Origin of the sequence: Enterococcus sp. AZ109 (genome assembly GCF_051714625.1) — a bacterium.
GTDB lineage: Bacteria > Bacillota > Bacilli > Lactobacillales > Enterococcaceae > Enterococcus_A.
The window spans coordinates 2,214,389-2,240,153 of sequence record NZ_JBIOSF010000001.1 but is presented as its reverse complement, the minus strand read 5'-3'; the positions used below and the strand labels follow the sequence as shown (position 1 = coordinate 2,240,153).

At 42.4% G+C, this 25,765-nt stretch carries 26 protein-coding genes; 3 read left to right on the top strand and 23 right to left on the bottom strand.

The window, feature by feature from the left end; genetic code table 11:
* Positions 1 to 5: 5 nt before the first annotated feature.
* The gene (locus IGI42_RS10695; protein WP_438715842.1) at positions 6 to 878 is read right to left on the bottom strand and encodes an alpha/beta hydrolase fold domain-containing protein; all 873 of its coding nucleotides are present in this window, start codon (positions 876 to 878) and stop codon (positions 6 to 8) included.
* A gap of 102 nt (positions 879 to 980) precedes the next feature.
* Here IGI42_RS10695 and IGI42_RS10690 point away from each other — a divergent pair, with 102 nt between their 5' ends.
* The 3 genes from IGI42_RS10690 to IGI42_RS10680 all read left to right on the top strand — a co-directional run bounded on the left by IGI42_RS10690 (position 981) and on the right by IGI42_RS10680 (position 3,544).
* Entirely contained in the window at positions 981 to 1,991 is a 1,011-nt protein-coding gene (locus IGI42_RS10690) for an acyltransferase family protein (RefSeq protein WP_438715841.1), read from the top strand.
* Between the two features lie 153 nt (positions 1,992 to 2,144).
* Complete coding sequence (locus tag IGI42_RS10685) at positions 2,145 to 2,726, top strand: LemA family protein (RefSeq protein ID WP_438715840.1); 582 nt, start codon at positions 2,145 to 2,147, stop codon at positions 2,724 to 2,726.
* A gap of 2 nt (positions 2,727 to 2,728) precedes the next feature.
* Positions 2,729 to 3,544, top strand: coding sequence for a TPM domain-containing protein (locus IGI42_RS10680; protein ID WP_438715839.1), 816 nt, complete (start codon positions 2,729 to 2,731; stop codon positions 3,542 to 3,544).
* Positions 3,545 to 3,719: 175 nt separating this feature from the next.
* Here the strand turns inward: IGI42_RS10680 and IGI42_RS10675 are convergent, their stop codons facing one another.
* The 22 genes from IGI42_RS10675 to IGI42_RS10570 all read right to left on the bottom strand — a co-directional run bounded on the left by IGI42_RS10675 (position 3,720) and on the right by IGI42_RS10570 (position 25,455).
* The gene (locus tag IGI42_RS10675) at positions 3,720 to 4,448 is read right to left on the bottom strand and encodes a DNA alkylation repair protein (protein WP_438715838.1); all 729 of its coding nucleotides are present in this window, start codon (positions 4,446 to 4,448) and stop codon (positions 3,720 to 3,722) included.
* A 51-nt stretch (positions 4,449 to 4,499) separates the two neighbouring features.
* The gene (locus IGI42_RS10670) at positions 4,500 to 5,588 is read right to left on the bottom strand and encodes a DNA alkylation repair protein (protein WP_438715837.1); all 1,089 of its coding nucleotides are present in this window, start codon (positions 5,586 to 5,588) and stop codon (positions 4,500 to 4,502) included.
* A 177-nt stretch (positions 5,589 to 5,765) separates the two neighbouring features.
* A complete protein-coding gene (locus IGI42_RS10665; protein ID WP_438715836.1) occupies positions 5,766 to 6,953 on the bottom strand; it encodes an iron-containing alcohol dehydrogenase in 1,188 nt (395 codons plus the stop codon).
* Positions 6,954 to 6,996: 43 nt separating this feature from the next.
* Complete coding sequence (locus IGI42_RS10660; protein ID WP_438715835.1) at positions 6,997 to 7,758, bottom strand: alpha/beta fold hydrolase; 762 nt, start codon at positions 7,756 to 7,758, stop codon at positions 6,997 to 6,999.
* Between the two features lie 56 nt (positions 7,759 to 7,814).
* Entirely contained in the window at positions 7,815 to 8,519 is a 705-nt protein-coding gene (gene deoD, locus IGI42_RS10655; protein WP_438715834.1) for a purine-nucleoside phosphorylase, read from the bottom strand.
* Positions 8,520 to 8,640: 121 nt separating this feature from the next.
* A complete protein-coding gene (locus IGI42_RS10650; protein WP_438715833.1) occupies positions 8,641 to 9,459 on the bottom strand; it encodes a purine-nucleoside phosphorylase in 819 nt (272 codons plus the stop codon).
* A 69-nt stretch (positions 9,460 to 9,528) separates the two neighbouring features.
* Positions 9,529 to 10,701: a phosphopentomutase gene (deoB, locus tag IGI42_RS10645; RefSeq protein ID WP_438715832.1), complete on the bottom strand. Its 1,173-nt coding sequence runs from the start codon at positions 10,699 to 10,701 to the stop codon at positions 9,529 to 9,531.
* 762 nt (positions 10,702 to 11,463) lie between these two features.
* Positions 11,464 to 12,417 carry an ABC transporter permease gene (locus IGI42_RS10640; RefSeq protein ID WP_438715830.1) on the bottom strand — a complete coding sequence of 318 codons (954 nt, stop codon included), beginning with the start codon at positions 12,415 to 12,417 and terminating at the stop codon, positions 11,464 to 11,466.
* The gene (locus IGI42_RS10635) at positions 12,417 to 13,544 is read right to left on the bottom strand and encodes an ABC transporter permease (protein ID WP_438715829.1); all 1,128 of its coding nucleotides are present in this window, start codon (positions 13,542 to 13,544) and stop codon (positions 12,417 to 12,419) included. Before IGI42_RS10635 ends, IGI42_RS10640 begins: the two co-directional genes overlap by 1 nt.
* The gene (locus IGI42_RS10630; RefSeq protein ID WP_438717037.1) at positions 13,537 to 15,072 is read right to left on the bottom strand and encodes an ABC transporter ATP-binding protein; all 1,536 of its coding nucleotides are present in this window, start codon (positions 15,070 to 15,072) and stop codon (positions 13,537 to 13,539) included. Before IGI42_RS10630 ends, IGI42_RS10635 begins: the two co-directional genes overlap by 8 nt.
* Positions 15,073 to 15,251: 179 nt before the next feature.
* Complete coding sequence (locus IGI42_RS10625; RefSeq protein WP_438715828.1) at positions 15,252 to 16,346, bottom strand: BMP family lipoprotein; 1,095 nt, start codon at positions 16,344 to 16,346, stop codon at positions 15,252 to 15,254.
* Between the two features lie 62 nt (positions 16,347 to 16,408).
* Positions 16,409 to 16,804, bottom strand: a complete 396-nt coding sequence (locus tag IGI42_RS10620) for a cytidine deaminase (protein ID WP_438715826.1) — start codon at positions 16,802 to 16,804, stop codon at positions 16,409 to 16,411.
* A gap of 25 nt (positions 16,805 to 16,829) precedes the next feature.
* Positions 16,830 to 17,492, bottom strand: a complete 663-nt coding sequence (deoC, locus tag IGI42_RS10615; RefSeq protein ID WP_438715825.1) for a deoxyribose-phosphate aldolase — start codon at positions 17,490 to 17,492, stop codon at positions 16,830 to 16,832.
* 13 nt (positions 17,493 to 17,505) lie between these two features.
* On the bottom strand, positions 17,506 to 18,807 hold the full coding sequence (locus IGI42_RS10610) for a pyrimidine-nucleoside phosphorylase (protein ID WP_438715824.1): 1,302 nt from the start codon (positions 18,805 to 18,807) through the stop codon (positions 17,506 to 17,508).
* Between the two features lie 138 nt (positions 18,808 to 18,945).
* Positions 18,946 to 19,962, bottom strand: coding sequence for a LacI family DNA-binding transcriptional regulator (locus IGI42_RS10605; RefSeq protein ID WP_438715823.1), 1,017 nt, complete (start codon positions 19,960 to 19,962; stop codon positions 18,946 to 18,948).
* A 30-nt stretch (positions 19,963 to 19,992) separates the two neighbouring features.
* Positions 19,993 to 20,553, bottom strand: a complete 561-nt coding sequence (locus IGI42_RS10600; protein WP_438715822.1) for a GNAT family N-acetyltransferase — start codon at positions 20,551 to 20,553, stop codon at positions 19,993 to 19,995.
* 203 nt (positions 20,554 to 20,756) lie between these two features.
* The gene (locus tag IGI42_RS10595) at positions 20,757 to 21,983 is read right to left on the bottom strand and encodes a zinc-binding dehydrogenase (protein WP_438715821.1); all 1,227 of its coding nucleotides are present in this window, start codon (positions 21,981 to 21,983) and stop codon (positions 20,757 to 20,759) included.
* A gap of 16 nt (positions 21,984 to 21,999) precedes the next feature.
* A complete protein-coding gene (locus IGI42_RS10590) occupies positions 22,000 to 22,854 on the bottom strand; it encodes a mannose/fructose/sorbose PTS transporter subunit IID (RefSeq protein WP_438715820.1) in 855 nt (284 codons plus the stop codon).
* A gap of 56 nt (positions 22,855 to 22,910) precedes the next feature.
* Positions 22,911 to 23,720 carry a PTS mannose/fructose/sorbose transporter subunit IIC gene (locus IGI42_RS10585; RefSeq protein ID WP_438715819.1) on the bottom strand — a complete coding sequence of 270 codons (810 nt, stop codon included), beginning with the start codon at positions 23,718 to 23,720 and terminating at the stop codon, positions 22,911 to 22,913.
* A gap of 18 nt (positions 23,721 to 23,738) precedes the next feature.
* A complete protein-coding gene (locus tag IGI42_RS10580; RefSeq protein ID WP_438715818.1) occupies positions 23,739 to 24,227 on the bottom strand; it encodes a mannose/fructose/sorbose PTS transporter subunit IIB in 489 nt (162 codons plus the stop codon).
* Between the two features lies 1 nt (position 24,228).
* Complete coding sequence (locus IGI42_RS10575) at positions 24,229 to 24,645, bottom strand: PTS sugar transporter subunit IIA (protein ID WP_438715817.1); 417 nt, start codon at positions 24,643 to 24,645, stop codon at positions 24,229 to 24,231.
* A gap of 9 nt (positions 24,646 to 24,654) precedes the next feature.
* Positions 24,655 to 25,455: an SDR family oxidoreductase gene (locus tag IGI42_RS10570; protein WP_438715816.1), complete on the bottom strand. Its 801-nt coding sequence runs from the start codon at positions 25,453 to 25,455 to the stop codon at positions 24,655 to 24,657.
* Positions 25,456 to 25,765: the final 310 nt, after the last annotated feature.

The window sequence follows — 25,765 nt, the reverse complement described above, 5'->3', positions numbered from 1 at the left end:
CTTTCCTATTGGAAAAATTCGCCCATCTGATCGATGTAGCGCAAGGATTCTTTTAACGGATAAATCACAAAATCGTGCATCATTCCTGGAACAATTTCCAAGGTCATTTCGGTATTTTTGCTACGAATCACTCGTTCCTGCAAACGCAAAACATCCGGATATAAAATCTCATCCGTCCCCGCAACCACTAGCAATTCGCCTAAATCATCAAAACCACCATAAATCGGCGATACACGGGGATCATTTAACGGAAGCGCCCCAGCATAATTTTCACCAGCTTCACTAAGTAACTCTTTTTCCAACACGACATCCTTTTCCTGCAATTCCTCTGTTCGAGGATCACTTAGTGTCGCATCTAGCCAAGGAGAAGCTAATGCAATTTTTTTAGGGCGCTTTTCCAATTGAATGTCTCGTAGTCGCTGAGCTAAGCTCATCGCCAAGCCGCCGCCTGCAGAATCTCCAAACAAACAAAATTCATCATCTGGATAAGAATACACCAGCTCACGAAAAGCTGCTTCAGTGATTGGCAATGTTTTTTCGGCGGTATTTTCTGGTGCCAAAGGATAATCAAAATAGCTGACCTTTAAATTATAACGCTTTACGAAGCGCTCTTGAATGTCTTTGTGAAAAGGAGAAGCCTCTAAAGCATAGCCGCCGCCATGCAAATAGAAAACATGTCGATTGGTGGGATGTGAAGGCAGCAAAGTAATGACTTCATGTCCATCCACCTGCGTGCTCACTTGTGGGATCCCCGTGCGACTCAATTGCTTAGCATTGATGTTGCGACGCTTAGGTGGATCAATCATATTAAAGCCTACTAACTTTTTCATGTTAATGACTTTAAAGACGTTTTTAACAAATTTCGCTGAATAGCGCATAGGCTTTCTCCTTCAATCCTACAATAAAGAGGATTTTTTTCTTGCTAGGTGCTACAATAAGTAACAAATAGTCTTTGCTTCATTTTAGCATAAACAAAGGAGGTGTCCACGATCACAAAACCGAATCGCGAATTTCTTTTCGACAATATTCGGGGTGTTTTAATTTTACTAGTAGTATTGGGGCACGCATTGGAGTACTTCCGGCTAGAAAACAAAGTCGGCGAGTTTTTGTATGTCTTCATTTATTTGTTCCATATGCCGGTATTTATTTTTATCTCGGGTTACTTCTCGAAAAATTTAGAAAAAGGCAGAAGAACAGCTGTCGAGATGTTTTTAGTTCCGTATTTGTTGTTGAATCTATTTTTGAGTGTAATCATGCTGGCGATTGGAAAAACGCAGGAGATCTTAATTCTCTCTCCCGGATGGACTTTGTGGTATTTGTACTGTATGTTCATTTGGCGCTTAATGCTGTCGGATCTAGTAAAAATTCGTTACGTACTGCTGCTAAGTTTTATCGTGGGCATCTTCTCGGGATTCTTGACAGAATTCGGAACGTACATGGCTTTAGCCCGAACGCTGGGATTCTTCCCATTCTTTTTGGCCGGCTATTATGCGAATTCTCAACTGATCAAAAATCTGCGACGGATCCACTACAGCAAATTAATCAGTGTTGGCATTATTATTTTTGCTATCGCGACAGCATTTTTTTGGATCAGTCACGATATTCCACCTGAACTATTATGGCGGGATCGAGCCTTCAACTCCTTCACTATTCCGTTATTGCAAAATTTATTGACGATTATTTTTCTTTACGGGATGGGCTTTGCCTTTGTTTTTGTCTTTATCACATTGGCTAATAATAAACTTCATTGGTTCACCGCATGGGGACAACGGACCTTAGCGATCTATCTGTTACACATTTACTTAGTCGCTCCATTGGTTCAAGGAACCGAATATATCGAAAATCCCGTGCTGCAGCTGCTCATTTTAATTGGTGGTTCGCTGCTGATTTTGTACCTGCTGTCACGACCTAAAGTAACAACCACCTTGCAAAAAACTATGGCACGAATTTTACATGCGATCATGCCCGATAGAACAGGCGACTCCTCGTGAGTCGCCTGTTTTAAACGACTTTGCAACCTTGTGGACTAAGCAGGCTTGTTGTATAAAGCTAGTACTTTCTCTACTATTAAAAATACATCCTTAGCCTTAGGTCTTGGGAAGACTTTCGTGATAGAATAAGAACATAACAAGGAGGAATTTATGATGAAAAAAGGTGTAAGCGGCGGCATAATCGCCTTGGTTATTGTTGGGCTATTAGCCGTTTTTGGCGTCACTCAATATAACGGTCTTGCCAAAGAAGAACAAGCAGTAGAAGCACAGCTTAGTCAAGTCGATAATGTTATGCAACGAAGAGCTGATTTGATCCCTAACTTGGTCAACTCAGTCCAAGGCAGTATGAATCAAGAGCAAGAGGTTTTTGGTAATATTGCTAAAGCTCGTGAAGCTTATGGCAGTGCTTCAACCGATGAGGAAAAAATTGAATCCAGTCAAGCATTGGATCAATCTGTCGGTACACTAGTCAATGTGATTAACGAAAATTATCCCGAACTAAAATCAAATGAAAATGTCCAAACTTTAATGACCCAATTAGAGGGTTCTGAAAACCGCATCTCTGTTGAGCGCAAACGTTACAACGAAGCGGTCCAAAGTTACAACCAAAAAGTGGTTTCCTTCCCGAAAAATATTTTTGCGAATATGATGGGACTAGGTAAAAAACCTTACTTTGAAGCTCAACCAGGGGCAGAAAATGTACCGGAAGTTGATTTCGGAAACTCTGGTGAATAATGATGAAAAAACGGCTTTTATGGCTACTGCCTTTTTTCACCCTGCTGGTCTTTTGGCTGCCTGTTCAAGGTCAAGCCGAAAGCCTGCCGGCAGCACCGAGCCATTTCTATTATGATCAATTAGGAATTATGAGCAACCAAACTAAAGACCTGATTGAAAACAAAGGCTTGGTCTACAAGGAGAAAAAAGAGCAGCCGCAAGTAGTAGTAGCCACTATTGAATCCACCGGCGGCGATGACATCGACAGCTATGCACCAGATCTTTTTGAGAAATGGAAGATCGGGAATGCAACGGAGGACAACGGAATTTTGATTCTGTATGCCTTAAACGATGGCGAACGCAACGTGAGAATCGAAGTGGGTTATGGCTTAGAAGGTGTGCTAACTGATAGCATCACCGGAAACATTTTGCAACAATCAAAAGATGATTTGAAATCTAGTGACGACGCACGGATCAACCAAGGACTCCAGCAGGTTTTTAACAGTGTAACAACTTTAATTGACCAAAACTACGGGTATCCTGCTGATGAACATGCCCTTAACGATGAAGAACTGGCAGCGATTGAAGACGATTCAGATGGATTATTTTCAATTATTGGACCAATCATTTTTATCGTTGTGATCTTTAGCATCTTCGGCGGTGGTGGTCGTGGTGGTCGAAATGGTCGTTACCGTGGACGTGGCGGCCCGCCAATTTTCTGGGGTGGCGGCGGTTTTGGCGGCGGATCTGGTGGTGGATTCGGAGGTGGTGGTTTTGGCGGTGGCGGTGGCTTCTCTGGCGGCGGCGGTTCTTCCGGCGGTGGTGGATCAAGCATTTAACCAAAACAGCTCAAATTTTCCGAGTCCTATGAAACCAACTACCTTAAACAGAAACCTGCATATACCGGTTGTCAACTGGTGTACGCAGGTTTTTTGATTCCACTACAACTAAGAAATCACCAGTAAATTTGCTGATATTTGCTGGTGATTTCTTTATTCTTCATGGACAATCCTGCTATTTCTGATTTCTGCGACCATGCTTAATAATCCATTCCTGTGCCTTGGATGACGGTGTTTTTTGCCATTGTGAAATTAACCATTCAGCTTTCTCAGGCGCATCTTTGTATAGTTCATTCAGGTTGTTGCCGACACTTTTTTGCACAAATTTTTCTGGATCATCCTTTAGATTTGTCATGATTTCACTAAAAAGGTCAAACTCTTCTAAAGCGACAAACAACTTTTGCGACCAAGGCAGACGAATTCTAACACCTTCACTAGCCAAACGGCGGACATGCACATTTCTATCTTTACTCCAGAGAACCAATTCCTCCATCACTTCCTGAGGATGCTCCTTCAATAGTGACCGAATTGCGTACTCACCAGTAAAACGTTTGGTTAACTCTTTCAAAAATGCTAAGGAAACTTGCCAGTCTTGATTCCCGTTTCGTTCTACATAGCGACCGATCGGCCAGAGCCACCAGCCAAAATTGAACATTCCTTCTGCTTTGGTTAATTCGGGACCCAATAACTGATAAAATCCCTGGATGTTTTCAGCATAATCCGCAGTTAAATATTTTTCCATCGCGTCCACAATACAATCAAAACGGCCAAATAATTCTTTGTCCTCCAAAGTACCGGTTAATTCATTGGAGAACCCCGCAGCATCAAATGACGGAAAGACTCCTGATAATTTTTCTGCTAAGGTTAAAACGTACTGGTCATCATAGTGATCTTTGTGCTTCATTTTTTCCACCCCTGTTGTTTTCATTTATCAAAAGCCGATCTAGTACCCTTGTTATTCACCTACTTCAAAATTCAACGTTCCTTGTTCGGTACCATTAACGATTAAGGTAACCGAGTGTGTTCCCGGATAATGCTTTCTGACACTGACATTTTTTAACGAGTGCTTCCGACGGTAAAATTTTGCTTCATTAGCTTTTAACGAAATCGCGGAAAGCTGAAAGATTTTACGACTAGATTTACCATTGGCTTTCATGTAATCAATCCCGTATTCCAGCCGAACTTTGCTGTCTTTTTTCGCCAGGACTGTAAAAGAGAATGTTATCGCTTCTCCGATAACTACCTCTTTCGTTTCCAACTTGAAATCCTGTACCTCAATAGCCGAACTATCGCCATAACCAAAAAGTGCCAGTACTTCGCGATTTCCTTGTTTTAATAAAGTTCGACAACCATGCTTAACGATCCAATTGGTGCGGTCATTTTCTCCGTACCAGTCTTTTGCTAGCTGGACAATCAGCTCCGGCTGATGTTTGGAGATATCGTTGAGATTGTTGGCGACACTCTTTCGTACATAAGCAGAAGGGTCTGCCTTCAATTGTTCTAGTAGTTGTAGAACGGGCGTTGGATCTTCTTTGTATTTTGTTAGCGGCTGACTCCATGGTAACAACGGGCGACATCCTTCACTAGCAAGCCGGCGAACGTGTTCATTCTCGTGTTTTGCCCATGCATTCATTTGTGCCATCATTCGTTCTTCGTGGTTAATAATGAATGGTCGGACGGCCATTTCAGACGACCAGTACTGCGTATACTTCTCTAACGCCTGAATCGACACCGCCCAATCCGCTTCAGCCTGGCCATAAACTTCCACAAAATCAGGAACAAATAAGCCAAAGAGACCACTGCTTAATAGAGGCGCTGCTTGATCGAGAATTGCTAGTGCTTCATGGTAATCAGCAGGCAAACATTCCCCCAAGCTCAAAGTAATTTTTCGCATGCGTCCCTTAATACCTAACTCTAACCAAGTTTCATCTATCGTCTTTGCTAAGAAGTGTTCTACGGGAAATGTTGGATCAATACTTTGAAATATTCCAGCCATTTCTCGCAGTGATTCCTCTGTGTAGATATCTTTCAATAATTCTGCCATCGCCTGCTCCTTTTAATCTATTTTCTTTTTATTATACTCCATAAGACTCGCTTCAAAAACTCACTTCATTTAATCGTGAAAACTACTAGAATAGATTTTATACTGGGCTAAAGCTATTCTTTCTACACGCAAAAAAAGCAGTTTTGCCGGCTATGACAAAACTGCTTTTGGATTGAATTATACAAAGCTGCTTTCAGTTAAGCAAGCTTCGAAAATACCTTTGACATCTGAAACATCCATTGGAACATACGCATCGGTTTTGATTGCGTTATGATCTACGGCTTGCTTGGCCATAATATCAAATTTTTCTTCGTTGATTCCTACTTCTGGTAAGGTCATCGGAATGCCGCAAGATTTGAAGTAATCATATGTTTTTTGAATTCCGATTCGAGCCGCCAACATCGGCACCCGTTCTTCAACATCCCATACATTCCAAGCATAGCGAGCAAATTTAGCGGCGGTTTCATCATTTAAGGCATATTCCATCCAACGAGGAGTTAAAATAGCTAAGCCAATTCCGTGAGTAATATCATAAAAGGCACTTAATTCGTGCTCCATTGGATGACAAGACCAAGAGCCATGTTTCCCTCCGGCAGTTAATCCGTTCAAAGCTAAGGTACTAGCCCACATCAAATTAGCCCGCGCATCATAATCATCTGGATACTTCAACGCAATCGGACAATTATTAATTACCGAACGCATTAAACCTTCAGACACAGAATCTTGGACGTCGGTTCCTTCAGTTTGCTTAAAGTAGTTTTCCATTAAATGACTTAAAATATCTGCTGATCCGGCAGCTGTTTGGTATTTGCTTACAGAAAAGGTATTTTCTGGATCTAAGAAAGAAACCTTAGGCAACATGGATGGACTGCCCACACCCAATTTTTGATTCGTAGTTAAATTAGAGATGACTGCGGCATTGTTCATTTCACTGCCGGTTGCTGCTAAGGTTAAGATCGTCACTAATGGCAAAGCAGGGCCTTGGAATTTTCTTCGGTGTAAGACCATCTCCCAAGCATCGCCTTCGTATAATGTCGCAGCTGCTACAACTTTCGCACAGTCAATCGTTGAACCGCCACCGACTGCCAATAGAACATCGATTCCTTCTTGGCGACAAATCTCAGCACCTTTACGAACCGTTTCCACACGAGGATTTGGTTCCACTCCAGCTAATTCGAACACTTGATTTCCATTGGCTTGCAGCTGCTCCATCACTTTGTCGTACAAGCCCATCTTCTTGATACTGCCGCCTCCATAAACGAGCAGTACCTTTTTACCAAATTGGTTCATGACCTCTGGCAATTCTGTCAGACGATCCTTCCCAAAGCGAATATCTGTTGTTACATGAAAATTAAAATTCTCCATAAAATCCCTCCTCCACTTCATGATAATCCAAAATGCGCAAAAACTAAAGCCGCTCTTCTTCCAGCTCACCAAATTGTGCTGCAAAAAAGTCGCTAATTGTTTCCATCGTTGGCACCTTCACTAGATGCCGCTCTTCCTCACTTAAAAAAGTGATGTTAGGTTTTTGTCCTTGGTCACGGACAAAATCAGCTACCTGCTGATAAGGAATTTTTTCATCCTGAGTGCCGTGCCAGAAAAGCAAGGGCCGTTTGGCTAAGGTATCTGGATGCAGCGACAAGTCATAAGCGGCTAGCCAAGCTGTCAATTGTTCATAATCTGTTGGCAAATAGTAGCCGGCAGCTGTTGCATGTAATTTGATACGATCGCGGTAAGCTACTGGCGTAGGCGAACCCATGATACAAGCCGCCACATCAATTTCTGGATGAGCAGTCAACAGCATACAAGTCGTGATGCCCCCCATTGATACTCCACCAACACCAATTTTCCCCATCGTTAAACCTAAATTCTCAAAATAATCCACTAAATAGCCGAACTCAAATAAATTCGTCTGGATACTATTCCAAAAGGTCAATGAGGGAATTTCTGATACGGTCACCTTGCGCTCTCCGTGATTGGCAGCATCCGGCAGCAACACGCGAAATCCTTTGGCTGCTAGTTTTCTTCCTTGAGTTAATACTAGTTCTTTGGCTGTCTGCCAGCCATGGTAATAAATAATTAATGGCAATGGCTCATAAACTTGCTCTTCACCAACAACCTCCAGCAAAGGAATATTGCCAACTAAACGTTTGCGAATTGTGATTTTCATATAAACCCTCCTTAGCGCAAAGAACCACCTCTGAATTCAGAAGTGGTTCGAATGTTTTATGCAATTGCCGTTTCTAAACCGACATACATCATGTCTTTAAAAGTATTTTGGCGTTCTTCCGCCGTCGTATCGGCACCAGTAACCATATGATCACTAACCGTCATGATCGCCAATGTTTGCACGTTGAATTTCGCACCCAAATAATACAGGATGGCTGCTTCCATCTCAACGCCCATAACTCCATATTCAGCTAAACGGAAGGTTGGTGCCATATCATCTTTATAGAAGGTATCTTCAGACAACACATTTCCGACGTGAGTGGTAAAGCCTTTTTCAGTTGCCACTTCATAAGCTTTTTGCAACAGCGCAAAGTCAGCTATTGGTGGGAAGTGGAAGTCTGGAAAATGCTTGGCTACCATTGATGAGCTAGTTACGGCTCCTTGTGCTAGCACTAAGTCACGGACGTGGACATCTTCTGATAACGCACCACAAGTACCTACGCGGATTAATTTCTTCACGCCATAGGATTGAATCAATTCTTGGGCATAAATCCCGGCAGATGGCATACCCATCCCGGTTCCTTGAACTGAAACCCGTTCACCTTTATAAGTTCCGGTAAAACCTAGCATACCTCGTACATTATTGTAGCATTTTGCATCTTCTAAAAAGTTCTCAGCGATGAATTTTGCCCGCAACGGGTCACCTGGTAGTAAAATTTTGTCAGCAATTTCGCCTTCTTTAGCTTCGATATGGACGCTCATGTAATCACTCATTTCTATTTAATATGGAATTTTTTATTGCCATTCATCTGACTGTCCGTCAGAAAAATAGTTTAACAAACCGCTTCTAATTTGGCACGTATTTTTTGCAAATCGCTACTATTTATAATACGGCTAAGGTTTCTTTGACCAATTTCTTGAAGTCTTCTTTTACTCGTTCAGTTGTTTCGACTACTTCTTCATGATTCAAGTTCGCTTGCATACCAGCTGCTAAGTTGGTGATGCAAGAAATGCCTAATACTTTCATGCCGCTGTGAACTGCTACGATTACTTCAGGAACAGTTGACATCCCGACAGCATCGGCACCCATTGCTCGTGCCATACGGATTTCCGCTGGAGTTTCATAAGTTGGTCCAGTGAAGCCCATATAAACGCCTTCTTTTAGATCCATTGACAAGCTTTGGGCTACTTCTCGTGCTTTGGCTTGATAGTCTTTGTTGTAGGCAGCGCTCATATCCGGGAAGCGTGGGCCCATGTTATCGTCGTTTGGTCCAATTAATGGATTGGTACCCATGAAGTTAATATGGTCTGTGATCAGCATTAAGTTGCCTGGCGTAAATTGTTCGTTGACTCCGCCAGCTGCATTAGTTACAACGATTGAATGGATACCTAGCTCAGACATGACCCTTACTGGATAAGTAACGGTCTCCATTGGATTACCTTCGTAAAAATGGAAACGTCCTTGCATTGCCAAGACTTTTTTACCTGCCAATGTACCATAAACCAATTGGCCTGCATGGCCTACCACGGTTGAAATTGGAAAATGCGGAACTTCGTTATAAGAAATTACTACTGGTTCCTCAATTTCATCAGCCAACTCACCTAAGCCAGAACCTAGGATCAATCCAAAATCAACTGCTCCTACTCCTCGGTCTTGAATGAATGATGCTGTTTGCTGAATTTTTTCTTGCAACTCGATCATAATGTCCTCCTTGTATAAATCAGTTTATCTCATAAGCCCCGCTTTTGACGGGGCTTCGTTTCATATGTTCTATTTTAATAGTTTTAAGAAGCTTTCGCCATTCTCGGTTGCCGGAACGTCAAAGTTTTCGGCAATCGTTGCGGCAATGTCTGAGTAATAGCCCTGCGGCAGTTTACCTTGGCCTTGCATTTTTTTGCTGTAAACCAATAATGGCACATATTCACGAGTATGATCAGTACCTGGGAAGGTTGGATCATTGCCGTGGTCGGCGGTGATCATCAGCAAATCGTCCTCTTCCATTGCGTCCAAAATTTCAGGAATCCGTAAATCAAAATCTTCAATCGCATGAGCATAGCCCACCACATCGCGACGGTGACCGTACAACGCATCGAAGTCTACTAAGTTAGTAAAGCTCAAGCCAGTAAAATCTTTTTTCATCACGTTCAATAATTGATCAACGCCATCCATGTTGCTCTTAGTACGAACCGAATCAGTGATTCCTTGACCGTTGAAAATATCGTTGATCTTGCCCACAGCAATTACATCTTTCCCATTATCCTTCAAAGAATCCAGTACCGTTTTGCCGAATGGATCTAAAGCATAGTCATGACGATTGCTGGTACGGGTAAAGTTGCCAGGTTCACCAAGGTAAGGACGCGCAATGATCCGGCCGATCATGTAAGGATCATCTTTAGTAATTTCTCGTGTGTATTCGCAGATACGATACAATTCTTCCAGCGGAATAACTTCTTCATGAGCCGCAATTTGCAGCACCGGGTCAGCCGAAGTATAGATAATCAAGTCGCCGGTTTTCATTTGTTCTTCACCGAAATCATCAATAACTTGGGTTCCGCTGTAAGGCTTGTTAGCCCCTAAAATAATTCCACGACCAGAAAATTCAGTAATCTTATCTAATAATTCTTGTGGGAAACCCTCTGGGAAAACACGAAATGGCGTTTGGATATTTAAACCCGCAATTTCCCAGTGACCAGTCATAGTATCTTTACCTACAGAGATTTCTTCCAATTTAGTCGCATAACCGTCATGCTCAGGAACATCCTTTACGCCTTTTAATGGACGAATCGTTCCTAGTCCTAATTGTTCCAAGTGAGGGATAGTCAAGCCAGCTTCTTCTGCGATGTGTCCTAATGTATCTGAACCGACATCGTTAAATTGCTCCGCATCTGGGGCCTCACCAATCCCTACTGAATCCATTACGACTAAATGTATGCGTTTAAACATTTTTCTATTCCTTCTTTCTGAATAATTGTCTTTGCGAACTTATGATTGAACATTGGTAAACTGATTCCTTAGATAGCCTTATAGTATCTTTTATTGTTGATTTAAGTAAAGCTGGAGGACTTGGTGGATAATTTACGATTAAGGGGGCAATTTATCACGATTTATCCTCCAGCAGGGGAAACTGATTGACCTGAAATTCTACTAATTATTTTGGTTTTCTCACTATGTTATAAGTCTATGTGTTGTGCGTTTTATTGATGGAAGCCGGGCTAACTCATGGATAATGGGCGAATTTTTCTTACATAAAATTCGTTGGATTTTCGTACGCATCCCACTCCACTAAACGGTATAGCTTTCTCGCTTTATTATGTCATATGCGTTGTGCGTTTGATTAGCTTAAACATTTGACGAACTGGGAGCTAGCTCACTAGTATTGTGGTAATTTTTCTCTGAAAATTACTTTCATCTTCGTACGCATCCCATCCAACTAAACAGTCTAGCTTTCTCGCTTTATTCTGTCATATGCGTTGTGCGTTTTATTGATGGCAGCTGGGCTACCTCATAGTTAATGGACGAATTTTACTCACGTAAAATTCGATAGATTTTCGTACGCATCCCACTCCACTAAACATCTCAATAATTTTATAGATCGTGATACTAACAATCATTTTTACACTATACAAACTGCGAAAACTGGAGCTGGGAAAAAGGGCGCGACTAAGAGACATTGTCCCGAAGTCCCACCCTTTAATACAAAAAGTCTTATTTTGATTTGATGTAGTTGACACCGTCGGCTTTTGGCGCAGCGGCTTTTCCTAGGAATAATACTAGAACTACAATTGTTAATACATATGGTGCTGCTTGCAGATACACGTTTGGAATCTGTGAAATCAATGGTAAATTTGCTCCGGCAATACTTAAGTTTTGAGCGAAGCCGAAGAAAATTGCTGCACCCATTGCACCGAGTGGATTCCACTTCCCAAAGATCATGGCTGCCATTGAGATAAAGCCTTGTCCGGCAATCGTGGTTGATGCAAAACGTCCTGCGATTGATTGCGCAAAGATCGCTCCACCCATACCACCAAGGAAACCAGAAATCAAGACACCTGAGTAACGCAAAGCATACACATTAATTCCTAGCGTATCAGCAGCTAATGGATTTTCCCCAACTGAACGTAAGCGTAAGCCAAATTTGGTTTTGAAAATGATGAACCAAGAAATGACGGCCACTAAAATAGCAAAGTAAGCAGGCAAACTAGTATTGTTAAAAAACAAATTACCAATTACTGGAATCTTGCTTAAACCAGGGATGCTGGTATAACCAAATTGTTCTCTAATTGTGTCTGTTTGTCCTTTACCATAGATAACTTTAATCAAAAAGATCGTCAGCGGTGGAGCTAATAAATTCATTACGGTTCCGCTAATGATATGGTCTGCCCGAAAATGGACGGTTGCTACAGCATGTAACAGGGCAAAAATTACCCCGGCTGCGCCACCTGCTAATACCCCGAGCCATGGCGTCAGCGAGCCAAGTTGCTCCGCAAAGGTCAGATTGAATACCACTGAAGTGAAGGCTCCAACCACCATGATTCCTTCTAAACCAACGTTTACAATCCCGCTTCGTTCCGAGAAGACGCCGCCCAATGCCGTTAAGATTAGAGGCGCTGAATATACCAATGTTTGGGTAATTAATGAACTAAGCAATTGCATATTCATCACAATTCGCCCCCTTCTTGACTTTCCTCGTTGGGTTTACTTTTTTCCTCAACAACTTCCACTTGTTTTTTATTTCCAGAAACTTTGGCTAAACCTAAACGAACAACATAGTTAATTGCAACAAAGAAGATAATTAATGGAATGACACTGTTGGCCAATTCACTTGGAATTCCGGCAAACTGCATCCCTTGTCCTCCAAGCTGTAGTACACTAAACAGCAGGGCTGACAATAATATTCCAATAGAGCTACCATTTCCTAACAAGGAAACCGCCATACCGTCGAATCCAATGCTGATCGATGAGCCTTGGACGAAGTAATTGTTAAACGTACCAATCCCTTGTACCACACCACCAAGACCTGCCAAAGAGCCTGAAATAATCATGGAAACGATGATTGTCCGTTTACTGCTCATCCCAGCATACTCAGACGCAAAAGGATTCAAACCTACTGAACGGATTTCAAAGCCTAGTGTTGTTTTCTTCATTAAGAACCAAACAATCACTAAGAAAATCAAGGCTAGGAAAATCCCCATATTAATACGGGAACCGCCAAAAATTTGGGTCAACCATGGTGCGCGAAGTGTGCCGTTCATACCAACAAGCTTGGTTACTCCTTTGTTGGAAATGATTTCTTCTGACATCACATTATTTACGATATGGTTAGCTGTATACAATAGTACGTAGTTCATCATAATTGTTACGATAACTTCACTTGTTCCAAAAAACGCTCTTAAAACCCCCGGGATAGCCGCAGCTACTGCCCCTGCTAATCCTCCAGCAATAATTGCCAAGGCCACTACTACGAGTTTAGGAGAATCTGGCATGCTCAAGGCAACCCATACACTGGCTACCCAGCCACACAAAGCTTGTCCAGAAAGCCCGATATTAAAGAATCCGGCTGAATTGGCTACCGAAAAGCCCAGTGCTGTAAAAATTAAAGGAGCTGCTCCAACAAGGATTTCCCCAACGGACATTGTGCTTTGGAAAGCGGCGCTAAACATCGCATTGTAACCAACGATTGGATTGTATCCAGTAACCAACATTAGCAAGGCCCCTAAGACGAAACCTAAAATAACCGAAATGATTGGTACAAGTATATTTCTAACTTTTTCTGCGCGATCATTCACTTGCCTCACCCGCCTTCTGTAATTCTGCTCGTGCTTCTTCCAAGCTGTAGCCAGCCATCAACAGACCTAACTCATTTTCAGAAGTTTCCTTCGGATCAACAATCCCAGTGATTTCACCTGAATGAATTACGGCGATACGATCGGAGACATTTAAGATTTCATCTAATTCGAAACTAACTAAGAGAACCCCTTTGTTTTTATCCCGTTGTTCTACTAAGCGTTTGTGAATGTACTCAATCGCACCCACGTCCAAACCACGAGTTGGCTGGGAAACAATCAACAGATCTGGATCACGGTCGACCTCACGAGCGATAATCGCTTTTTGCTGGTTACCACCAGACAATGAGCCTGCTGGAGCTTTTTCACTAGTTGTCCGCACATCATACTCTTCAATTAAACGATTGGCATATTTGTCCATTTCATTGTAATTCAATACACCTGATTTACTTAGCGGTGCACGATAATAAGTTTGTAACGCAATATTTTCTGATAACGATAATTGCAAAATCAATCCATATTTATGGCGGTCTTCTGGCACATGGCCGACTCCTGATTCAGTAATTTGACGCGGTTTCTTGCCGGTGATATCCGCACCATTCAAAGTTACCGTTCCACTTTCTACTTTACGCAATCCGGTTAGTGCTTGAATCAATTCTGACTGTCCATTGCCGTCAATTCCGGCAATACCTAGTACTTCGCCACGATGAACATCTAAGCTGAGATTTCTTACTGCTTCTAGTCCACGACTTTCTTTTACCACTAAATCTTTAATGGAAAGAACGGTTTCGCCCGGTGTTGCAGGGACCTTGTCGGTTTTAAAGGATACTGAACGTCCCACCATCATATCGGCTAATTGTTGTGAGCTGACGTCAGCTACATCAACAGTGCCAATGTACTGTCCTCGACGGATAACCGAACAACGGTCAGCAACCTTCTTAATTTCATCCAACTTGTGGGTAATCAAGATGATCGATTTCCCTTCTTTTACTAGGCCATCCATAATATCAATCAATTCATCAATTTCTTGCGGCGTTAATACAGCGGTCGGTTCGTCAAAAATCAACACATTCGCTCCACGATACAAGGTTTTCAAAATTTCTACCCGTTGCTGCATACCAACTGAAATGTCTCGCACATAGGCATCTGGATCCACTTGTAATCCGTATTCTTGTGACAAGCGTTTGATTTCATCTGCGGCTTTCTTCTTGTCTAACGTGATCCCGCTAGTTGGCTCACTACCTAAAATAATGTTCTCGGTAACGGTAAATGCATCTACTAACATGAAATGCTGATGGACCATGCCAATTCCTAATTGATTGGCTCTGGTTGGACTTGAAATATTCACCTTTTGTCCATCCATTAAAATCTCACCTGAAGTGGGCTGTAATAACCCTGACAACACATTCATCAGTGTCGATTTTCCGGCACCGTTTTCCCCTAAAAGCGCGTGAATCTCGCCTTTGCGGATCTGCAGATTGATATTGTCATTGGCTTTAAAGGTGCCAAATTGTTTGGTGATATTGCGCATCTCAATGACATATTGTTCTTCTGCCACTCTTTTTTCACATCCTATCACTTTTTAAGACCTAGACATCCATTAACTATCAAAGGGGTTCTTCCCTTAATTAAATCGCGTTCTCGACGCGACTTAATTAAACAAAGAAGGATACCATAACCTCCGTGAAGAGGTTATGGTAAGGTATTTACTTATGGTTTTTCTGGAACTTCTACATCGCCTGCGCTGACTTTATCTTTTGCTTCGTTAACTGCAGTTTTTGCTTCATCAGATAAGAAACCATCTGTTAGAGAAACGCCGCCGTCTTTCAAACCAAATACTAAGTGTTCGCCGCCAGGGAATTCGTCATTCAAGGCACGAGTTGAGATATCTTGAACCGCTGCACCTACACCTTTAAGTGTTGAAGTTAAGCAGAAGTTGCTGTCGTTGCCTTCGCTGTCAGTGTATTCACCTTCTTTTTGTTGGTCGCTGTCTACACCGATAACCCAAACTTTGTCGTCTGCTGCAACTTTTTCGTTACGTGCTTTTGCTTCTGAGAATACGCCATTACCAGTACCGCCTGAAGCGTGGTAAATTACGTCAATGTCGTTGTCGTACATGTTAGCTGCAATTGATTTACCTTTATCAGGTGCGCCAAAAGATTCTGCATAACGAACGTCGATTGAAATGTCTTTGTCCATTTCTTTTGCTGTATCTTCTACCCCTTTAACGAAACCAGCTTCAAAACGGTCAATAACGACCCCTTCTTCACCGCCGATAAAACCAACTTTGTCAGTTTTAGTTGTGTGTGCTGCTGCTACCCCTGCAAGGTAAGCTGCTTCGTTGTCTTTGAATGTTGCAGAAACAACATTGTCTTTGTCTTCGATTACTGAGTCAATAATTACGAAGTTTGTGTTAGGATTTGTGTCTGCTGCTGCTGTGATTGGCTCAGCCAACAAGTAACCTACACCAAAAATTGTGTGGAATCCATTTGATACTGCTGAATCGATGTTGGTCGTGTACTGTGAAGCATCATCTGATTGGATATAGTCAAATCCGCCTACACCGCGTTCGATATTGTGCTCTTTCCCCCAAGCTTGCAATCCTTCCCAAGCTGATTGGTTAAATGAACGATCATCCACTCCACCGATGTCAGTAACAATTGCTACACTGTGATCTGCGTCGCCGCCAGCTGCTCCACCACCTGATGAATCAGTTGTGCCGCCGCCACCGCCGCCACATGCACCTAGAACTAGCATTGAAGCTAACGCCACTGCGCCTAGACCAAATAATTTTGCTTTTTTCATTTCTGTAAAGCCCCCTAAATTATGGTATTTTTTTCAACAGTCAACAGACTGAATGAACAAGTTTATAAATCTTCCTCGGTAAACATATACGGCAGTAATCCTTCAACAGTCATTTCTTTTTGAACACCGTTGTCACCGACTAAGGTTACTGGCATGCTTGGTTCACAAAATTCTGCCATGACTTGACGACAAGCCCCACAAGGAGAAATCGGCTTGGGTGTATGCCCAGCGATTACTAAATGACTAAATTCTTTTTCTCCCTCAGAAACTGCTTTAAAAAATGCGGTTCTTTCTGCGCAATTGGTTAAGCCGTAAGAAGCATTTTCGATATTCAAGCCTTGGTAAATTTTTCCTTCTTTAGTGACTAGGCAAGCTCCTACTGGAAAGTGTGAATAAGGAACGTATGCTTTGTCTAATGCCTCGATGGCTACATCGATCCATTCTTGTTTTGCTGTCATGACATCTCCTATTATATCGTTAAACTTAGTATCCGGCACCTGATAAACCGTTCATGATAGCGACACCTGAGCTAGCACCTAAACGAGTTGCGCCGGCTTCGATCATTGCCATTGCTTCTTTCGCATTGTGAATCCCACCTGAAGCCTTCACGCCCATTTCTGGACCAACGGTTTCCCGCATTAATTTCACGTCTTCCACTGTTGCTCCGCCAGTTGAAAAACCAGTGGATGTTTTAACAAAATCAGCCCCGGCTGCTTTGGCTAATTCGCAAGCCTTAATTTTTTCGTCACGTTCTAATAAAGAAGTTTCGATAATGACTTTTACCAACGCTTTGTCTTTAGCAGCAGCTACTACAGCTTCGATATCTTTTTGAACCTTGTCATAGTTGCCGGCTTTTAATTCGCCGATGTTGATGACCATATCGACTTCATCAGCACCTTTTTCAATAGCATCTTTCGCTTCAAAAGCTTTCACTTCTGAGGTGTTGGCTCCCAATGGAAAACCAATTACGGTACAAACAGCTACTGGTTCACCTTTTAATTCTTCTGCTGCCATACTTACCCAAGTAGGATTAATGCAGACAGAGTAGAAATGGTATTTTTTGGCTTCCTCGATAATTTTCATTACATCCTCTTTGGTTGCATCAGCCTTTAGAATTGTGTGATCAATTGCGCGGTTTAATTCCATGTGTTCCATCCTTTCATTCGGTAACAATACCGTGTATTAATGTTGGTTCTACTGCTTGATCCCCAATTTCAATATTTTCATAAAGTAGGTTTTCTACTCCCTGAAGCTCGGTTGTGTTGGCATAAATAGTTAAAAGCGATTCGCCTTCTTCGACTTTGTCGCCAACTTTTTTGTGAAGCTTAATGCCGACTGCGTGATCTATCGCATCTTCTTTAGTTTTGCGGCCTGCACCTAATTGCATGGCTGCTATTCCAATCTCATTTGCCACCAGCTTAGTTACGTAACCGGAGGATTTCGCCGGCAACTCACTTTGATGGCTGGCTGTTAACAAGCTCTCTGGATGATCCACTACCGAGCTGTCACCGCCTTGATCTTCAATCATTTCTTTGAACTTTTCTAGTGCTTTGCCAGAATCTAGTGCTTCCTTCAACATTTGGCGGGCAGCATCTAAGCTCTCTGCCTTACCAGCTAAAACAACCATTTGACTACCTAGCACGTAACACATTTCTGTTAAATCTTCAGGTCCATGACCTTTGAGTGTATCAATTGCCTCAACGATCTCTAGGCTGTTTCCGATAGCTTCACCTAATGGTTCAGACATGTCTGAGATAACAGCCATCGTTTGCCGACCAGCTAATTTACCAATGCGTACCATCGTTTGTGCCAAGCGTTTTGCGTCATCTAAGTTTTTCATAAAGGCGCCTTCACCTGTTGTCACATCCAGCACAATTGCATCTGCTCCAGCAGCGATCTTCTTACTCATGATTGAGCTGGCAATGAGTGGAATCGAATCTACCGTACCAGTCACATCCCGTAAGGCATACAGCATTTTATCTGCTGGTGCTAAGTTCCCCGATTGACCAATTACTGCTACTTTGCTCTTGTTGACAATGTCAATGAACTCTTGATCGGACAATTCAATCCGAAACCCTGGAATGGATTCAAACTTATCAAGTGTGCCTCCGGTAAAGCCAAGCCCACGTCCTGACATTTTAGCAACAGGTACACCAACGCTTGCTACCAGTGGTGCTAAAACCAAAGTTGTCGTATCACCAACTCCGCCAGTGGAGTGTTTGTCTACCTTGATTCCTTCGATTGAAGATAAATCAATAATCTCACCTGAATTTGCCATTGCTAGGGTTAAATTGGAAATTTCTTCATCGGTCATGTCTTGGTAAAAAATCGCCATTAACAACGCACTCATCTGATAATCCGGAATTTCTTTCGCCGTATAGCCGTTAATAATAAATTCGATTTCGTCTTTTGTTAAGGTATTTCCATCACGCTTTTTCTCGATCAAGTCCACCATTCTCATAGAATTGCCTCCAAACTTAAAACTCATTATACATCAAAAAACCAAAAGGTAAACCACTTTAGTAAAACAGTTTACTATATAAGGAAACGCTTTAGGAAAACGCTACCATCGTTACTATACCTAGCTGAGGCTGTCTTGTCAAGCCTCAACTCTTTTTTTTACACTCTCACGAATAATTAATTTAGTTTGGAAGATTTTATTCGGGATTCTCTGAGAAGGAAAGTTAATAGCATCCACTAAAAATTTAGCCGCTGAAAAGCCAATTTCAAAGCTAGGTTGAAAAACTGTCGTCAATGGTGGAACCATATACTCACTCACCTCTAAGCCATCAAATCCAACGACGGAAATATCATCCGGAATTTTACGACCACTTTCGTAAACCGCCTGATAGCAGCCAATCGCCATCTCATCATTGCCGCAAAATATTGCCGTAATCTTGTCATTTTTCAGTAATTCCTTGGCTGCATTATACCCGCCAGCAATCGTTAAATCCCCCGTGCAAATATAGCTTTCGTCAAACGGTAATTGATGCTCAAATACCACTTGGCGATAAGCATTTACCCGTTCAGATAATTGATAGTAGCCTTCATTTTCCTTCAGCATACCAATGTGACGATGCCCATTATTTACCAGCATCCGCACGACTTCTTGCGCTCCTGCGTATTCTTCGACTAGTAATTGCCCCCAGTCCCGTTCATTTAACCCACGGTCAATTAAAACGATTGGGCGGTCTTTATAAAAGTCGCTGTCCAATGCTTGGGCAGGCGGTAAAATATTAGGCGTTGCCAACAAAATCCCGTCCACCGAACGATGAGATAGTTCGTTTAGGTAACGTTCTTCTTGTTCCTTGTCGTGGCGGGAGTTGCACAAAATAATCATGTACCCCAGAGGATTTAAATAACTTTCCACCCCTTCAATTACCTTAGAGAAGAAGAAATCTGTAACATCAGGAACAATCATGCCGATGGTCTTTGAGTGGCGATTGATCAAATTAGCCGCAAAAAAATCCGGCTTATATTGATACTCATCCACAATAGCTAAGACCTTTTTAATGGTCTTTTCACTAAAGCGACTACCCTTATTATTTAAAATTTGCGAGACAGTTGTTACCGAAACCCCCGCCTTTTCTGCAATTTCTTTAATGGTAATCTTCATACAGTGATCCGTCCTTTTGCTTATTTTCCCTCAGTGTAGCAAAGAAGGTTTTATTATGAAAGCCTTTTTGGCAATCCATTCATAAAAAAACAAATTCAGTTCCATTATTTTTCTTGAGCCAGCTTTTCCAGCTGTATCACCAGTCACTCGAAAGACCGTCCATTCATCCATGGGAACAGCACCCATTTTTTTATAAAATTCAATTGATGGTAGATTTCCATCCAAGCACCACCACTCCAAACGACCGTAATCACGCTGAATTACCAGATTGGCAAGGAAACTTAGCAATTGCTTGCCAAAACCATGACCCCGCCAATTTTCTCGAACATACAGATCTTCCAAATATAAACCAGGCTTGCCTAAAAAGGTCGAAAAATTACTGAAAAATAACGCAAAGGAAACCGCTTCACCCTCAATTTCTCCAATAATCACTTCCGCTTTCTTTTCTTCAAATAGTGAATTTTGTAGAATTTCTTCGGTCGCGACGACTTCATCAAGTAAATTTTCATAGTCAGCTAACTCTTTGATAAATGTTAGGATCAAGGGCACATCTTTCACTTCTGCCAGGCGAATAATCATCGTTTGCTTCATTACTAACACCTCCACAGGTAAGCATAGCACGAAAAAACAAGCTGCAGAAGACCGCAACTTGCTTTTTTCGAATGCTACCGTTACCTAACTTCACAAACTAACTTTGGCAACATTAAGCGAGGATTTGTAGAAACTTGAGGAGCAGTTTATTCAACTCCTCATCTTAATGCTCCATGGCTGTACGAGTTTGCATAGCTTTCTTACTAAATCACTGGAAAGTGTTTTAAGACATATTCTTCGGCTTCTTTGCTCCAGATGCCGTCGGTTTTGGCTAGGATTTGCCCTAGCTCTGACGCCGGATCGATCTCTGAAAGCTTCTTCAGCTCGCTTTGTTTATGGGTGTATACCAGCTTCTTTCCACCGCCGATAGCTGGTTGGTTCAAGGTAGTTTCTGCCACCGCATCCAAGCCTAGAATGTGGGTCACCACATTGGCAACCTTCACCTGTTTATCCTCAATCAGCTTCACGGCTTTGCGCATGTCTTCGGTGTTGCCGCCAGAGGTTCCCACAAAATGAGTGAAGGAATAATGCACATCGTAGAAATTGACCTTGGCTGAGAAGTCCTTATTTTGCGGTCCAGCAAAGAAGTTCAAGCAACCCTCGGGATTCAGCAGGTTCGCCGCATCTGTGATGACCTGCTCTGAAGGCACCATCACGAATATATCGTCGAAGCCGCCGTCCACGGTTTCTTGTAACAGACTTACTTGATCTTCAACATTGTCAACATTCACATAATGAACCGTAATACCATCTTGGCTAGGGTATAATTTTTCTGCACGCGCCAATTTTTCGGGATTCCGATCCGTCACGACTAAATGTTTAGGCCGGATTGGTCCGTGGAGCGCATAATCAATCGCTAGTAAGCCCATGGGACCCGTTCCACCCATAATTAACAGATTCCCGTCTTCTTTAATCCCCATTTTATGCTCATAGCTGCCTTCTTTTAAGTGATAGTTGGCTTCAAAAGCACCAATGACACACGATAAGGGTTCAATCAATGATCCTTCAAAGAAAGTTTCCCCATTATAAGGGATCAAGCAATCTTGATTCATTACATCTTCTGAGATAATGATATGGGTTGCATCGCCGCCAGTATACACATAAGAATAACCAGGGCAGTCCGGACGATCCGCTAACTGCAGGTTCGCTTGTACGACATAGCGTTCACCCTTTTTGTATTTATGTGCCCATTTGCCGCCAACTTCTAGAATTTCACCACAAAATTCGTGACCGACAATGATCGGATTTTCCGCCACATTGTCAGGCGCCTTTTTATGATCGCCTCCTTGATTGGCCAGCTTCCAGGTAGACATACAGATGCTGTCAGTAATGACCGAAGCCAAAATTTCATTTTCCTTGATTGTGGGTAATTCAAATTCTTCCAAACGCAAATCTTTCTTGCCATACAGGCGAACTGCTTTCGTTTTCATCATAATCCTCCAATATTTACGCTAAAATACCTAGTCCGTAACCAATGATCCCTACTGCAAACAAGACAAAGATCAAAACAATTGGACTGACTTTTTTCTTCAATAAGCGCATCATCAATAGTGTTAAACCTAAAGCTAGTAAACCTGGAACTAAGTCATCCAGCACGTTTTGCACCGTGGTGATGACTTCTTCGCCATTGGCTCCAGCTGTTCTAGAAACTACTAACGGAATGTTGATGGTGGTCCATTTCGTTACCAGAACCCCCATAATGAAGAGGCCTAGAATTGTGGCACCTTCAGTTAGTTTTTGCAGCAGGTTGCCGGATAGATCCGAAACGATATCCATCCCTTTTCTAAAGCCGTAGGTCAGGCCGAACCACTTCATGGCAATCCGCACGGCGTTAAAAGCAAAGAAGAAAAGCAGCGGACCGAAAATGTTGCCGCTTAAAGCTAGCGAAGCCCCCATTGCTGCGGTAATCGGACGTAACGTTCCCCAAACTAGCGGATCACCGACCCCACATAATGGTCCCATCAAACCGATCTTCAAACTATTAATAGTTCCTTCATCGATATCTGCTCCGGAAGCTTTGGCTTCTTCCATCGCCATTGTTACTCCGATAACCGGTCCGCATACTGCGGGTGTTACGTTGAAGAAAGTCATGTTGCGTTTTAAGGCTTCTGCCTGTTCTTCTTTGGTGTGATAGACTCTTTTAATAGTAGGAATCATATCGACACAAAAGGCTAAAGCGTGAATCCGTTCGTAGTTGAAAGAAGCTTGTTGAAAGTTTGAGTATAAAAAGGTGCGGAACAAATCTTGTTTAGTAATTTGTGATTGTACCGGCGCTTTGGTTTCAGTTGCTGTTGTTTCCATAGAGTATAATCCTCCTTGATCGATTGGTATTTTCGTCTGTTTTTATGTTAGAAAGGTTAGTCTTCCAGTTCGTCATCAGCCAACTCGCCCATGGCTGTAGCGGTGACCATACCACCGGCATCTTGTTTCTTGAAATTCGGGTTCAATTGTACGTAGACTAAAGCAATAATTAAGCCGACAATCCCGAATGACAGCAGACTGAAATCTAAGTAGCCGCCTAAAACGAATCCTAAGAAGAAGAATGGCATCAAGTATTTTACACTCATCATGTTCAAGACCATCGCATACCCGACGACTACGATAAATCCGCCGGCTACTGCCAAACCACCAGTCACGACATCTGGAATCATGTCCAGCATATTGGTTACCATTTCTGCGCTGACAAAGGCTGCCACGATTGTAGCTGGAATCGCTACCCGCAAGGCTTGTACGAACAATGCGCTAAAGTGAATGAAGATTATTTTGTTAAAGTTGGCCTTCTCAGCTTCCCGATCGGCCGCGTGCTGGAACGCCACGGTAATTGTCCGAGCAAAAACAGTTAAGACTTGTCCGGCTGCCGCTACTGGTAAAGCAATCGCAATCCCCGCTTGAATATCTTGTTGACCAACCACGACTAAAATCGTCGAAATTACACTGGCTAAGGCCGAGTCAGGCGATTGGGCTGCCCCGATATTCATCCAGCCTAAAGCAATCAGTTCCAAGGTTCCCCCTAAAATAATGCCAGTTGTAATATCCCCTAAAATTAATCCAACAACGGTACAGGCGATTAACGGACGGTGGGTTTGAAATTCATCTAGCACACTGCCCATTCCACAAATACATGAGAAAAGAAAAATAAGAACAATTTGAATCATTGATAATTCCATCGTTATTTGCCCCTTTCGTTAAAACCCGGCTTCTTTCAATTTCGCTTCAAAATCACCTTTACTGTCGGTTGCTACCATGCGTAGATCTAATTCAACCCCGATAGCAGCCAATTTACGGAATGCATCTACATCCTGTTGATCTACCGAAATTCCTTTAGTTACTTGTGTTCGGCCATCCTTAAAGTGCATACCGCCGATGTTGATGGACTTGATTGGCACCCCGTTTTCTACCATCGCCAAAACTTCTGATGGATTAGTGAAGAGATAAAAAACTGTTTCATCTGCATATTTGGGATTGTTGTAGACTTTTACGGCTTTTTCTACGTTGACGATGTTGGCTTTGATTCCCGGAGGTGCAGCCTGCTTCACCAGAGTGCGGCGAACCTCATCGTTGGCTACCTCTTCACTTACCACAATAATCCGTTCTGCTCCGGCTTCTTTCGCCCAAACAGTTGCTACTTGACCGTGAATCAACCGGTCATCGATGCGTGCTAATCTGATTTGCATCTTAAAAATCCTCCTCTTCTTCAACTTGTTGATCATTAAATGACTTCACCGTGTCAACGGCTACATTTGTAATGTGTTTCACAATATCAGCTAAACTATGACTTTGAAGCATACTGGCTGCTTCTAGTACGATTGGCAGCGACATGCCGGAAACGACTTCGATTTCCCGCTGGCTGTTTTTCATAGCTACTGCACAGCTGGCATTATAGGGCGTGCCGCAAAACAAATCGGTAAGGATCAAGTAGTTAGACTCAGGTTCTGCCATAGTAGTAAGTACTTTTTGCTGAACGGTATCCAAGCCCTCCTCTTTTAAAAATTCGATGGACTGAAAATCTGGCAGCTCACCGAAAATCATTTCCGCTGAGTTTTTCATTTCGTGCGCTAACTTGCCATGGGCCACTAAAATTACTTTATTCATCTCAGTCACCTATCCTCTCGTTTTTCCACCGGCAACATTTAACGTTACGCCGTCAACGTAGCTAGAACGTTCAGAAAGAAAGTAAGCAACGACATCCGCAACCTCAGTTAATTTTCCGTCACGGCCAATCGGAATTGTTTTGGTGTTGGTGTAACCAGCCCGTAATTGCTCAACCGTGATCCCACGGGTGTAGGCTAAAGCTGTTTCATATTCAATGGTTCTCAGACCGGTTTCTTCCATGATTCCTGGTGCCACACCGACTACCCGAACGCCTTTTTTACCAAGTTCTTTGGCCCATGATCGCGTGAAACTATTCACTGCAGCTTTGGTCGCCGCATAGACACTTTGACCTTCGGAACCTTCCAAACCGCACTCAGAGGACATATTGATAATTACACCTGAGCCCTGCTTGACCAGCTCGCGGCCAACTGCTTGTCCCATCAAGTAGACCCCTTTTTGATTAATGTCGATCATTTTGCTAAAAATATTTTCGTTGATTTCAAATTTCCCGTCGTCTGTTTGTTGTTCATCTACTAGCAACGCAGGAATATTAATGCCGGCATTGTTCACCAACCCGTCGATTTTGCCAAACGTTTTAACTGCCAAATCAACTGTCTGTTGTACCGATGCTGGGTCTGTCACATTTGTGGTGTTGAATAAAAGATTTTCGTGCTGAAAGCTTCCTGCCCGTAAATCCGCATTTACCACCTGTACGCCCAATTCACACAATGTCTTAACAATTGCTGCACCAATTCCTGAAGAACCACCTGTTACAATAACTGTTTTGTCTTTAATTTCTAGCCAATCCATCTTTACACCTCTTTTTACACATTTGTGATTTCTTTTTAACTTTTGTTACAAGTTGTATTCTAGACCCTAAAGAAAGCGTTGTCAACAACTTTTTGCAATTTATTTATCATACAATCACATTTGTGCTAAAGTTGAAAGCTAAATTGTTGCATGACGATTGGCAGCTAACTCCGTATTGAGGTAAGAAGTTTTAGGGGAAACTCTTTTATTTTCGTACGTTTACCATTCCACTAAACAGTACGAATCATAGTTAGCTGGTCATTTTTTTATTTTTTTCTCTCTAGATACACTGCGAAAAGTGGAACTGGCA

Bases quoted from the DNA above. Each gene is read 5' to 3' on its own strand.
- IGI42_RS10695 (WP_438715842.1), bottom strand. From the start codon at position 878: ATGCGCTATTCAGCGAAATTTGTTAAAAACGTCTTTAAAGTCATTAAC.
- IGI42_RS10685 (WP_438715840.1), top strand. From the start codon at position 2,145: ATGAAAAAAGGTGTAAGCGGCGGCATAATCGCCTTGGTTATTGTTGGG.
- IGI42_RS10680 (WP_438715839.1), top strand. From the start codon at position 2,729: ATGAAAAAACGGCTTTTATGGCTACTGCCTTTTTTCACCCTGCTGGTC.
- IGI42_RS10675 (WP_438715838.1), bottom strand. From the start codon at position 4,448: ATGAAGCACAAAGATCACTATGATGACCAGTACGTTTTAACCTTAGCA.
- IGI42_RS10670 (WP_438715837.1), bottom strand. From the start codon at position 5,588: ATGGCAGAATTATTGAAAGATATCTACACAGAGGAATCACTGCGAGAA.
- IGI42_RS10665 (WP_438715836.1), bottom strand. From the start codon at position 6,953: ATGGAGAATTTTAATTTTCATGTAACAACAGATATTCGCTTTGGGAAG.
- IGI42_RS10660 (WP_438715835.1), bottom strand. From the start codon at position 7,758: ATGAAAATCACAATTCGCAAACGTTTAGTTGGCAATATTCCTTTGCTG.
- deoD (WP_438715834.1), bottom strand. From the start codon at position 8,519: ATGAGCGTCCATATCGAAGCTAAAGAAGGCGAAATTGCTGACAAAATT.
- IGI42_RS10650 (WP_438715833.1), bottom strand. From the start codon at position 9,459: ATGATCGAGTTGCAAGAAAAAATTCAGCAAACAGCATCATTCATTCAA.
- deoB (WP_438715832.1), bottom strand. From the start codon at position 10,701: ATGTTTAAACGCATACATTTAGTCGTAATGGATTCAGTAGGGATTGGT.
- IGI42_RS10640 (WP_438715830.1), bottom strand. From the start codon at position 12,417: ATGAATATGCAATTGCTTAGTTCATTAATTACCCAAACATTGGTATAT.
- IGI42_RS10630 (WP_438717037.1), bottom strand. From the start codon at position 15,072: ATGCGCAATATCACCAAACAATTTGGCACCTTTAAAGCCAATGACAAT.
- IGI42_RS10625 (WP_438715828.1), bottom strand. From the start codon at position 16,346: ATGAAAAAAGCAAAATTATTTGGTCTAGGCGCAGTGGCGTTAGCTTCA.
- IGI42_RS10620 (WP_438715826.1), bottom strand. From the start codon at position 16,804: ATGACAGCAAAACAAGAATGGATCGATGTAGCCATCGAGGCATTAGAC.
- deoC (WP_438715825.1), bottom strand. From the start codon at position 17,492: ATGGAATTAAACCGCGCAATTGATCACACAATTCTAAAGGCTGATGCA.
- IGI42_RS10610 (WP_438715824.1), bottom strand. From the start codon at position 18,807: ATGAGAATGGTGGACTTGATCGAGAAAAAGCGTGATGGAAATACCTTA.
- IGI42_RS10605 (WP_438715823.1), bottom strand. From the start codon at position 19,962: ATGAAGATTACCATTAAAGAAATTGCAGAAAAGGCGGGGGTTTCGGTA.
- IGI42_RS10600 (WP_438715822.1), bottom strand. From the start codon at position 20,553: ATGAAGCAAACGATGATTATTCGCCTGGCAGAAGTGAAAGATGTGCCC.
- IGI42_RS10595 (WP_438715821.1), bottom strand. From the start codon at position 21,983: ATGAAAACGAAAGCAGTTCGCCTGTATGGCAAGAAAGATTTGCGTTTG.
- IGI42_RS10590 (WP_438715820.1), bottom strand. From the start codon at position 22,854: ATGGAAACAACAGCAACTGAAACCAAAGCGCCGGTACAATCACAAATT.
- IGI42_RS10585 (WP_438715819.1), bottom strand. From the start codon at position 23,720: ATGGAATTATCAATGATTCAAATTGTTCTTATTTTTCTTTTCTCATGT.
- IGI42_RS10580 (WP_438715818.1), bottom strand. From the start codon at position 24,227: ATGCAAATCAGATTAGCACGCATCGATGACCGGTTGATTCACGGTCAA.
- IGI42_RS10575 (WP_438715817.1), bottom strand. From the start codon at position 24,645: ATGAATAAAGTAATTTTAGTGGCCCATGGCAAGTTAGCGCACGAAATG.
- IGI42_RS10570 (WP_438715816.1), bottom strand. From the start codon at position 25,455: ATGGATTGGCTAGAAATTAAAGACAAAACAGTTATTGTAACAGGTGGT.